The 10,361-nt window shown below is 76.7% G+C and carries 7 protein-coding genes; 1 reads left to right on the forward strand and 6 read right to left on the reverse strand.

Translation table 11 applies throughout. The features are described 5' to 3' along the window. Nucleotides 1-234: hypothetical protein (locus tag ADK41_RS28400; RefSeq protein WP_159043992.1), on the forward strand; the 234-nt coding region annotated here is incomplete at its 5' end. 136 nt (nucleotides 235-370) lie between these two features. Here ADK41_RS28400 and ADK41_RS28405 read toward each other — a convergent pair. The 6 genes from ADK41_RS28405 to ADK41_RS28430 form a co-directional block, all read right to left on the reverse strand. Then, nucleotides 371-1,594, reverse strand: a complete 1,224-nt coding sequence (locus ADK41_RS28405; RefSeq protein ID WP_234319107.1) for an FAD-dependent oxidoreductase — start codon at nucleotides 1,592-1,594, stop codon at nucleotides 371-373. Next, nucleotides 1,591-3,018: an FAD-dependent oxidoreductase gene (locus tag ADK41_RS28410; protein ID WP_030835456.1), complete on the reverse strand. Its 1,428-nt coding sequence runs from the start codon at nucleotides 3,016-3,018 to the stop codon at nucleotides 1,591-1,593. Before ADK41_RS28410 ends, ADK41_RS28405 begins: the two co-directional genes overlap by 4 nt. Beyond that, nucleotides 3,015-5,120, reverse strand: a complete 2,106-nt coding sequence (locus ADK41_RS28415) for a molybdopterin oxidoreductase family protein (RefSeq protein ID WP_030835453.1) — start codon at nucleotides 5,118-5,120, stop codon at nucleotides 3,015-3,017. Before ADK41_RS28415 ends, ADK41_RS28410 begins: the two co-directional genes overlap by 4 nt. Then, nucleotides 5,110-6,489, reverse strand: coding sequence for an MFS transporter (locus ADK41_RS28420; RefSeq protein ID WP_030835451.1), 1,380 nt, complete (start codon nucleotides 6,487-6,489; stop codon nucleotides 5,110-5,112). The genes ADK41_RS28415 and ADK41_RS28420 overlap by 11 nt, the downstream gene beginning before the upstream one ends. Nucleotides 6,490-6,565: 76 nt before the next feature. After that, complete coding sequence (pcaB, locus tag ADK41_RS28425) at nucleotides 6,566-7,966, reverse strand: 3-carboxy-cis,cis-muconate cycloisomerase (protein WP_030835448.1); 1,401 nt, start codon at nucleotides 7,964-7,966, stop codon at nucleotides 6,566-6,568. Next, nucleotides 7,963-9,942 (reverse strand): FAD/NAD(P)-binding protein, encoded by a 1,980-nt coding sequence (locus ADK41_RS28430; protein ID WP_030835445.1) that lies wholly within the window; start codon nucleotides 9,940-9,942, stop codon nucleotides 7,963-7,965. Before ADK41_RS28430 ends, pcaB begins: the two co-directional genes overlap by 4 nt. Between the last annotated feature and the right edge of the window lie 419 nt (nucleotides 9,943-10,361).

A 10,361-nucleotide genomic window follows, 5' to 3' on the forward strand; every position in this document is an offset into this window, starting at 1 on the left:
TACCTGAAGGTCAACGCCGACAGCTCGGTCCAGGCGTGGATCAACGGCGGACCCAACCCCAAGGAACCGGTCGGCAGCGACTGGCTGTGGTACCCGCAGGAAACCGTCGCCAGCGGCGTCCTCGTCGACGGAGCGCGTATCCAGTTCGCCGACCTCAACGACGACGGCCGGGCCGAGTACCTCGACGTCAATCCTGAGAACGGCGCCACCCGGGCCTGGATCAACTACGGCTGAGGACACCGCGGCCGTCGAAGCCGCTCTCCGCTTCCGTAGCCGAAGGCACTGATCCGCCGGGGGCGGGCGACGGGGTCCGCCCCGCTGCCCGCCCCCGGAGGTTCACCGTCCCACTCCCACCGGACCGGCCGGAGGCTCAGCTGCCCCCGGCCGCCCCGGTCAGCAACTCGTCGGGCGACGCGGTCAGTTCGCGGCCGGTCAGGCCGCGCAGCACCGGGTAGGCGCGGGTGTCGCCGGCCAGGACGCCGCCGAGCAGCGTGCGGCCGTCCGCGGCCAGGACCACCTTCGCGTAGGTGCCGGCCCGCCGGTCCTCCCGTACGTACTCGATCGCCCCCGGCGCGCGCGCGTGCGCGTCGCCGAAGCCGGCCACCTCGACGCCGAGGAGCTTGAGCTTGGCGGAGCCGTCCGCCCCGGCGAACGGCTCGCCCGCCCCGTCCACCAGCTGCCGGGCCACCGTCTCGGCCATCCGGAAGCCGGGGACCACCAGCCCGTGGCAGCGGCCCTCCACGGCCGCGCACTCGCCGATCGCCCAGATGTGCTCGTCCGCGGTCCGGCACCAGCCGTCCACCAGGAAGCCCCCGCGCCCACCGCGCTCGAGCCCCAGCGGGGCGGCGAGTTCGTCGCGCGGCCGCACCCCGGCGGCGAAGACGACGAGCGCGGCGTCCAGCACCGTGCCGTCGGCCAGTTCGACCCGGTCGGCCCGGCCGTCCGGGCCCGCGCCGACCGCGTGCAGCGCGCTGGAGCAGTGCACGCCCACCCCGAGCCGTTCGATCGCCCCGGCCAGCACCCGGCCGCCGCCCTCGTCGATCTGCTGGGCCATCAGCCACGGCGCCATCTCCACCACGCGGGGCCGCATGCCCAGCAGCCTCAGGCCGTTCGCGGCCTCCAGGCCGAGCAGCCCGCCGCCGACCACCACCGCCTCCCGGCCCGCTACGGCGGCCGCGCGGATCGCCGCGACGTCCTCCACCGTCCGGTACACGAAGCACCCCGGCAGGTCGCGTCCGGGCACGGGGGGCACGAACGGCCGCGAACCGGTGGCCAGCACCAGCGCGTCGTAGCCGGTCTCGGTGCCGTCGTCGCAGGTCACCGTTCTGGCCCGGCGGTCGACGCCGGTCACCGTCGTGCCCGGGCGCAGCCGCAGGCGGCCGTCGCCGAGGACGTCGGGCCCGGCGAGGGCGAGGTCGTCGGGCGTGGCGCCGTCGAGCAGGGAGGACAGCGCCACCCGGTCGTAGGCGGCGCGCGGTTCCTCGCCGAGCACGACGACGCGCCACCGGCCGTGCCGGTCGTGCGTGAGCATCTCCTCGACGAGTCGGTGGCCCACCATGCCGTGGCCGGCCACGACCAGGGTGCGCGTTGTCACGGCGTCGCTCCTTCCGCGGGGGTGTCGTCGCCGTCGTCGGCGAGGGTGGTGCACAGCCGCCGTACGACCGAGGCGCAGCCGCCGCACCCCGTCGTCGCCCGGGTCGCCCGGGCCAGCGCCGCCTCGTCGTGCGCGCCGCGGTGCCAGGCGTCCTTCAGGGCCTTCCCGGTGACGTTGTTGCAGTGGCACACCACGGCCTCGTCCGGCAGCGTCCCGTCGCCCGCGTACGCGCCGTCGGCGCCGGTCAGCAGCGCGAGCAGGTCGGCGGGGACCGGCTCGTCGCGGGCGTAGAGCCGGCTCACGGCGGCGACGGCGGACGGCGAGCCGATGACGGCCCCTTCGTGGAGGCGCCCGTCGCGCAGCACGAGGCGGGCGTGGCGGCCCCCCGCCCGGTCCAGCAGCGAGACCGTCCCGTCGATGTCGTCCGTCCCGTCGGTGTTGTCCGGCCGGGCGGGGCCGGCCGGCGGGAGGACGACCATGTCCTTGCCCGGGGTGCGCGGCCGCAGCACGCGCCGCCCGGGCGCGTACGGCCGCTGCCGCCCGGTGAGGGTCAGGGCGAGCGCCTCCGCCTGCTCCCACGCCTGGAGCACGGTCGTGCCGACCGCGCCCGCGTGCTCGGCACAGTCGCCGATCGCGTGGACGCGCGGATCGCCGGTGCGCAGCAGGGCGTCGACGACGACCCCTTCGCGCACGTCGAGGCCGCTCGCGCGGGCCAGCGCGGTCTCCGCCACCGTGCCCGTGCACAGCAGCACGGTGCCCGCCGCCAGGACCTGGCCGTCGTCGAGGACGACCTTGCCCGGCGTGTACTCGGCGGCCCGGCGGCCCAGGTGCAGCGTGACGCCCCGGCCGGCGAGCCACGCGGCGGGCACCGCGGCGCCCGCCGCGTCCAGGTGGCGCTCCATCAGGTGCCCGGCGGGGTGGACGAGCGCCACCTCCTGACCGGTGCCGCTCAGCGCCCAGGCCGTCTCGACGCCGCGGATCCCGCCGCCGAGGACCACGACGGGCCCCTCGGACAGGGGACGGCAGTCGGCCGCGGTGCGCACCGCGCGCACCCCTTCGGCGAGCCGGCCGGGTCCGGTCTCCAGACCCGGCACCGGCGGCACCCTCGGCCGGGCCCCGGTGGCCAGCACCAGGACGTCGTAGGGCAGTGCGCGGCCGTCGCCCGTGCGCACCGTGCGGCGGGCCCGGTCGACGGCGGTGACCCGCACGCCGGTCAGCTGCCGCACCTCGGCGGGCAGCGCGGGCAGCGCCAGCCGGCCGGCGTCGAGCGTGCCGTCCAGGACCGAACCGAGCAGGGCCCGGTGGTAGGCGGGCCGCGGCTCGGCGCCGACCACGGTCACCCCGCCCGGGTGTCCGTACCCCACCAGCCGGGCGGCCAGCCGGTGCGCGGCCGGGCCGCCGCCGACGATGACGACCCCGGTCACGGCCGCTCACCCGCCGGCGTGACGCGCACCGCGCTCACCTTGAACTCGGGCATGCGGCTGCGCGGGTCGAGCGCGTCGCCGGTGAACAGGTTGGCGCGGCCGGCGCCCGGGAAGTGGAACGGCACGAACACGGTGTCGGGGCGCACCGTACGGGTCAGCCGCACGCGCGCCAGGGTGGCGCCGTGCACCGAGCCGACCTCGGCCGTCTGCCCGTCGGCCAGGCCGAAGCGGCGGGCGGTGTCCGGGTGCATCTCGACGACCGTCTCCGGCGCGGCCTCGACCAGCTCGGGCACCCGGCGGGTCTGCGCGCCCGACTGGTACTGGGCCAGTACCCGGCCGGTCGTCCCGTACAGGGGGAAGGTCTCGTCGGGTTCCCGGGCGGACGGCCGGTGGTCCACGGAGGCGAACCGGGCGCGCCCGTCCGGGTGCGCGAACCGGTCCAGGAACAGCCGCGGCGTTCCCGGATGGGCGGCGCCGTCACCGCCGGCCGGGCAGGGCCAGTACAGGGCCTCGCCCGCGTCCAGGCGCGCGTAGCTGACGCCCGAGTAGTCCGCGCGGGCGCCGGCCGAGGCCCGGCGCAGCTCGTCGAAGACCTCCCGGGGCCGGACGGGGAAGCGGCCGGCGTCCTGGCCGAGCCGGACGGCGAGCGCGTGCAGCACCTCCAGGTCGGTGCGCACGCCGGGCGGCGGGGTCAGATGGGCGCGGCGGCGCAGCACCCTGCCCTCCAGACTGGTCAGCGTGCCCTCCTCCTCGGCCCACTGCGCCACGGGCAGCACCACGTCGGCGAGCGCGGCCGTCTCGGACGGCACGAAGTCGGCCACCACCAGCAGGTCGAGGGCCTTCAGCCGCTCGGTGACGTGGGCGGCCCGGGGCGCCGAGACGACCGGGTTAGACCCGAACACCATCAGCGCCCGCGGCCCCCCGTCCCCGCCGAGGGCGTCCAGCAGTTCGTAGGCGCTGCGGCCGGGGCCGGGCAGTGCCCGCGCGTCCACGCCCCACACGGCGGCCACGTGCGCGCGGTCGGCGGGGTCGGCGAGCGAGCGGTAGCCGGGCAGCTGGTCCGCCTTCTGGCCCATCTCGCGGCCGCCCTGCCCGTTGCCCTGTCCGGTCAGCGTGCCGAAGCCGCTGCCCTCCCGGCCGGGCAGCCCCAGGGCGAGGGCCAGGTTGACGAAGGCGGCGACCGTGTCGGAGCCCTTGCTGTGCTGTTCGGCGCCCCGGCCCGTCAGCACGTAGGCCCGGCGGGCGCCGCCCAGCAGCCGCACCGCCGTGCGCAGGTCGTCCGCCGGCACGCCGGTGACCTCCTCCACGCGCTCCGGCCACCAGGCGGCGCAGGTCTCCCAGGCCGCGTCGAAGCCGGTGGTGCGCGCGTCCACGTACTCCTTGTCGACCAGCCCCTCGGTGACCGCCAGGTGCAGCAGGCCGAGGGCCAGGGCGAGGTCGGTGCCGGGGGCGGGGCTCAGGTGCAGCGCGGCCCGTTCGGCGGTGCGGGTGCGGCGCGGGTCGACGACGACGAGGTCCGCGTCCTCCAGGTGGCGCAGCAGCGGCGGCATCGTCTCCGCCGGGTTGGCCCCGGCCAGCAGGATCACGTCGGCCCCGTCCAGGTCGGTGACCGGGAACGGCAGCCCGCGGTCGAGCCCGAAGGCCGCCGTGGTCGCCGCGGCCGCCGACGACATGCAGAACCGGCCGTTGTAGTCGATCTGGCTGGTGCCCAGGGCCACGCGGGCGAACTTGCCGAGCGCGTACGCCTTCTCGTTGGTCAGCCCGCCGCCGCCGAACACCGCGACCGCGTCGGCGCCGTGCCGTGCGCGGAGCTCCCGCAGCCGGCCGGCCACCAGGTCGAGCGCCTCGTCCCACCCGGCCGGCGCGAGCACGCCGTCGGCCCCGCGCACCAGGGGGGTCAGCAGCCGGTCGGGGACGGCCAGCACGGAGGGCGCCGTCCACCCCTTCTGGCACAGCCCGCCCCGGTTGACCGGGAAGTCGGCCGAGGGCCGCACCGCCACACCGCCCCGTTCGCCCGACAGCACGGTGGAGCACTGCAGCGCGCAGTACGGGCAGTGGGTGGTGCTCTCCCGCTGCCGTCCGGGCCTCCCCTCACCGGACATGGGAGGCCCGGCTCTGCTGTGCGGCGGGCAGGGGGTCGCTCGGACGCTCGCCGCGCAGGTACACGGCCCGCAGCACCACGGCGCACAGCCCGTAGAAGGCGAGGAAGGACCAGAACGCGGGCGCACCGCCGCCCGCGCCGCCGTACGCCGAACGGAAGGCGAGGTTGATGGCGACCCCGCCGAGCGCGCCCGCCGCGCCGGCGATGCCGATGACGGCCCCGGACAGGCGGCGGGAGGCCGCGAAGGCCGCCGTCGCGTCGCGGCCGGAGGTGATGGCGTCCTCCGCCTGCCGGGCGAAGACCGCCGGGATCATCTTGTACGTCGAGCCGTTGCCGACGCCGCTGACCACGAACAGCCAGGTGAACCCGGCCACGAACAGCGCGAACGAACCGTTCTCGCCGGCCCACAGCAGGACGCCGGCGCCGACCGCCATCCCGGCGAACGCCCACATCGTCACGCGCGCCCCGCCGAACCGGTCGGCGATCCTGCCGCCGAGAGGACGGGCCACCGAGCCGAGCAGCGGCCCGAGGAAGGTGAACGAGGCGGCCTGGAGCGGCGTGGACCCGAACTGGCTCTGCAGCACCAGCCCGAAGGCGAACCCGAAGCCGATGAAGGAGCCGAACGTGCCGATGTACAGCAGTGAGATCCACCAGGTGTGGGGGTTCGCCGCGGCCTCGCGCTGGGCGCCCGGCTCGGCGCGCACCATGGCCACGTTGTCCATGCGCAGCGCGGCCAGCAGCGCGGTCAGCGCGATCAGCGGCAGGTAGAACGCGGCGACGTACGCCGGATGGGTGTCCCCGGCGACGGAGATCACCAGCAGGCCGAGCAGCTGCACCGCGGCGACGCCCAGGTTGCCGCCGCCCGCGTTCAGACCGAGCGCCCAGCCCTGCTTGCGCTGCGGGTAGAAGGCGGTGATGTTGGTCATCGAGGAGGCGAAGTTGCCGCCGCCCGCCCCGGCCGCCGCGCCGATCAGCAGGAACACCCACAGCGGGGTGCCGGGCCGCTGCACGAAGTACACCGTCGCCGCCGCCGGCACCAGGAGCACCAGTGAGGAGAACAGGGTCCAGTTGCGTCCGCCGAAGCGGGTCACGGCACTGCTGTAGGGAAGTCTCAGCAGGGCGCCGACCAGCGTGGGCACCACCACCATCAGGAACTTCTCGTCGGGCGCGAAGTCCAGTCCGATCTTCGGCGACATGAACAGCACCAGGACCGACCACATGCTCCACACGGAGAACCCGACGTGCTCCGCGAGCACCGACAGCACCAGGTTGCGCCGGGCGACGTGCTTCCCTCCCCGCTCCCACGCCTCCTCGTCCTCGGGGTCCCAGTTCTCGATCCACCGCCCTCGGGCGGCTCGTGCACTGGCCATCTTCTCCTCGGCTTTCTCCGGGTCGTGCCGCCGCGGCCCGGTGGCTCCGGGCCGCGGCGGCGGGTGGGGTGGGGGGTCAGTGCCGTAGCGCACGGTCCACCAGGGCGGCGGCGGCTCCGGTGTAACCGGCCGGGTCGCACAGGCCGGCGAGCTCGCCCACGGCCGCGGGCGGCAGGCCCGGCAGGCCGGCGAGCACCTCGGCCAGCGGGCGGCCGGTGCTGCCCGTCACCCGTGCGGCCTCGGTCGTCAGCTCCCTGGCCGCGGCCTTGCCGAGCAGCGGGGCGAGGCGGGCGGCCAGCCGCTCCGAGACGATCTGGCTGCCCGTCAGGGCGAGGTTGTCCCGCATCCGCCCGGGCCTGACCTGGAGACCTTCGGTGAGCTCGACCGCCGTGTGGGCCGCGCCGCCGGCCAGCCGCAGGCACTCGCGCAGCGGCTGCCACTCCGCGTGCCAGGCGCCGGCGGACCGCTCGTCCTCCGAGACCAGGCACTGGGTGAGCGCGGCGGCCAGGGCCGGCACCTGCAGGGCCGCGCTGCGCAGCAGGGTGGCGAGCACCGGGTTGCGCTTGTGCGGCATGGCGGAGGAGCTGCCGCGGCCGTCCGGACCGGGCTCGGCGACCTCGCCGACCTCGGTGCGGACCAGCGACTGCACGTCGACGGCGATCTTGCCGAGCGCGCCGGCCGTGAAGGCCAGCGCGGCCGCCAGGTCGGCGACGGGGGTGCGCAGCGCGTGCCAGGGCAGCACGGGCCGGGCGAGGCCGGTCTCGGCGGCGTACGCGTCGGCCAGCCGGTCCAGGTAGTCGCCCGGATCGGGCCGCCGGCCGTCGTCGCCGACGGCCGCGTACTCCAGGTAGCCGGCCAGCGTGCCGGCCGCCCCGCCGAGCGAGACGGGCAGCCCGCCCTCGTGGACGCGGGCCAGGCGCGCCTCCGCGTCCAGGACCAGCTGCCGCCAGCCCGCCGCCCTCAGCCCGAACGTCGTCGGCACGGCGTGCAGGGCGAGGGTGCGGCCGACGGCCGGCGTGTCCCGGTGCCGGGCGGCGAGCTCCGCCAGGGCCCGCGCGCTGCGCGCGAGGTCGGCCCGGACGATGCCGAGCACCCGGTGGGCGACCAGCATGGTGCCGGTGTCGAGGACGTCCTGGCTGGTGGAGCCCCGGTGCACGTACTCGGCGGCGTGGGCGTCCTGTTCGGCCACCACCGCGGTGAACGCCTTCACCAGGCCGACCACCGGGTTGGCGGTCTCCCGGGCCGCGAGCGCCAGCGCCCGCAGGTCGAGCCGGCCGGCGTCGGCGGCCCGCGTGATGGTCTCGGCGGCCTCCTTCGGCACGGTGCCGAGCGATGCCTGCGCCCGGGCCAGGGCGGCCTCGGCGTCCAGCATGGCCTGCAGCCAGGCCCGGTCGCCGGTGGCCGCCTCGACGGGGGTGCCGGCCCTGACCGGCGACAGCAGCCCGGCGTCCGTGAGTCCGTCGGAGGCCGCGGTCACACGATCACCCCGGACAGGTCGCCTTCGGTGTCCACCGGCCGCACGCCGACGGGCACGTGGGCCACCGGCGGCAGCGCCAGCACCGAGCGGGCGATCGCGTCGGAGTCGCCGAGGGTCACCGAGTCGACGCCGGGCCGGATGCCGGCCGCGGTCACCCAGTGCACCGATTCCGTGGGCACGCCGTAGGCGAAGCGCCGCGGGTGGGCGCGGCCCCGGCCGTCGAGCAGCCGGTAGGGGCGCTCGGTGACCGCGAGTCCGCCCGTCTCGTAGCTGGTGCCGCCCGCGCCCGCGATCCGGTACGGCGTCGCCTGGTCGGTGTCGAGCAGGTGCTGCAGCAGGGGGTCGTCGGTGCGGCGCAGGTCCGGCTCGGGCAGCCGGGCCTCGATCAGCGCGGTGGCCCGCACCGGCTCGCCCGGCACCGCCGTCGACGTCGCGACGTACACCTGGGCGGTGGTGTCGATGCGGACCTGCGTGCCCGGACCGGTCAGCGTCAGCACGCCCGCCTCGATCAGCGCGACCATCTCCTCGATGCGGGAGGACGGCGGGCCGATCGACAGGAACGCGTTGAGTGGCGTGTACCAGCCCTCCAGGTCGTCGCGGTGCGAGTCGCCCTCGAGACCGCCGTGGTCGACCGCGAGCCGGATCTCGTTGCGCAGGTCGCGCAGCACGTCCAGGGCGGCCTTGAGCGGACCGCTGACGTTGCCCTTGCGGGACTCCTCGACGTCGCGCCGCAGGTATCCGAGCAGCCAGCCGGTGAACTCCCCGCGGTCGGCGAACTCCCGCTCCCCGTACGGCCGCGACAGGCGCTCCCAGTCCCAGCGCTCCCCGGCCGGGATGCCGTAGGAGTCGAGGAGGGCGGCCGGGTCGGCCGCCGGGTCCAGCGCGAGCAGCCGGTCGGTGAACTCCTCCCGGAGCTCCCCGTCGCCGCGCTCGCTCAGCAGCGCGCCGTAGTAGACGCTCTCCACCTCGCGGGAGATCAGCGGCCACAGGTCCTCGCCGAAGCGGACCGGCCGGCCGGCGGCGGAGCGCTCCTGGAGCGTCGCGATGTACTCGGCGGTCAGCAGGCGGGGGTAGTAGCGGCCGGTGGCGCCCTTCTCGTTCTCGCCGCGCGCGTGGTACGGGACGCCGCGCCGGGAGAAGGCGTACAGCTTCGGCTCGTTCCCCGAGGGGCGGTAGTGGAGCCCGCCGCCCGGCGTGCGCTGGAAGCGGCCGCCGCGGCCCAGCGTGAACAGGGCCATGTGGTCGAAGAAGTTCAGGCCGAGCCCGCGCAGCAGCACGTTCTGGCCCGGCCGGATGCCGGTCAGGTCCAGGTCGGCCGGGTTGGCCGGGGTGACGTAGGTGAGGTGGTGGATGCGCGCGAGGCTCGCGGTGCGCGCCTCGCGCGCCGACAGCCGGGCCGGGACGTGGCCCTGGGCCATCACGACGGCGTCCAGCTCGTTGAGCCGGGTGCCGTCCTCCAGGCGGACGCCCTGCGGGCCGCCGGGCACGCCGTGCGTGTCGGCCGCGGCGACGGCGCGCGAGCGGTGCACCCGGACCTCGACGTGGGCGGGCGCGGACCGCACGATGCGCTCGAAGCAGTCCTGGAGGTAGCGGCCGTAGAAGGCGCGCGTGGGGTAGGAGTCGGGGCCCAGGCGCCGGGCCTCGGCGAGGGCGACGGGGTCGACCTCGGCCGGGTCGCCGAGCAGGGCCAGGGTCTGCGCCCACTCGTGGAGGCTGGGGCCGGACTCGACGGGGCCGTCGATCCGGGCGCTGTCGTCGGTGAAGACGGTGATCTGCGACGCCACCGTGTTCATCAGCAGGTGCTGCGACTGCCCGGTGCGCCACACCATGCCGGCGCCGGGCGCCGAGGGGTCGACGACGTGGACCGTGACCGCGCTGTGCGCCGGGGCGCCGCGCTCGTTGGCCAGCAGCCGTTCCAGCACCGACAGCCCGCGGGGGCCGGCGCCGATGATGCAGACCTCGAGGGTGCTGCTCATGCGGATACTCCGTTTCTGGGCAGGGGACGGCGGGCGGCCGGAGCGACGGGGACCGGCCGCCCGCCGTGCAGGACGGTGAGAGGGGCGCCGGGCCGGGGACCGGAGGACCGCGGACACCGGGGTGTGCGAACCGTCGGGTCGCACACCCCGGTGTCCGGGCCCGGACCGGGGCACGGCGCCCGGGAACCACCGGCGTGTGGGGCCGGGGGGCGTCACGGGCGGGACGGTGGGGCGGTGGGGCGGGGATGCGGCGGGGGGGGGCCGGGCGGCCGGGGGGGGGTGGGGGGTCGCACGGGGGGCCGACCCGGCGGGGGGGCGGGGCCGGCCGCCGTGCAGGACGGTGAGAGGGGCGCCGGGCCGGGGACCGGAGGACCGCGGACACCGGGGTGTGCGAACCGTCGGGTCGCACACCCCGGTGT

This window comes from Streptomyces caelestis (assembly GCF_001279005.1).
GTDB classification, from domain to species: Bacteria; Actinomycetota; Actinomycetes; order Streptomycetales; family Streptomycetaceae; genus Streptomyces; species Streptomyces heliomycini.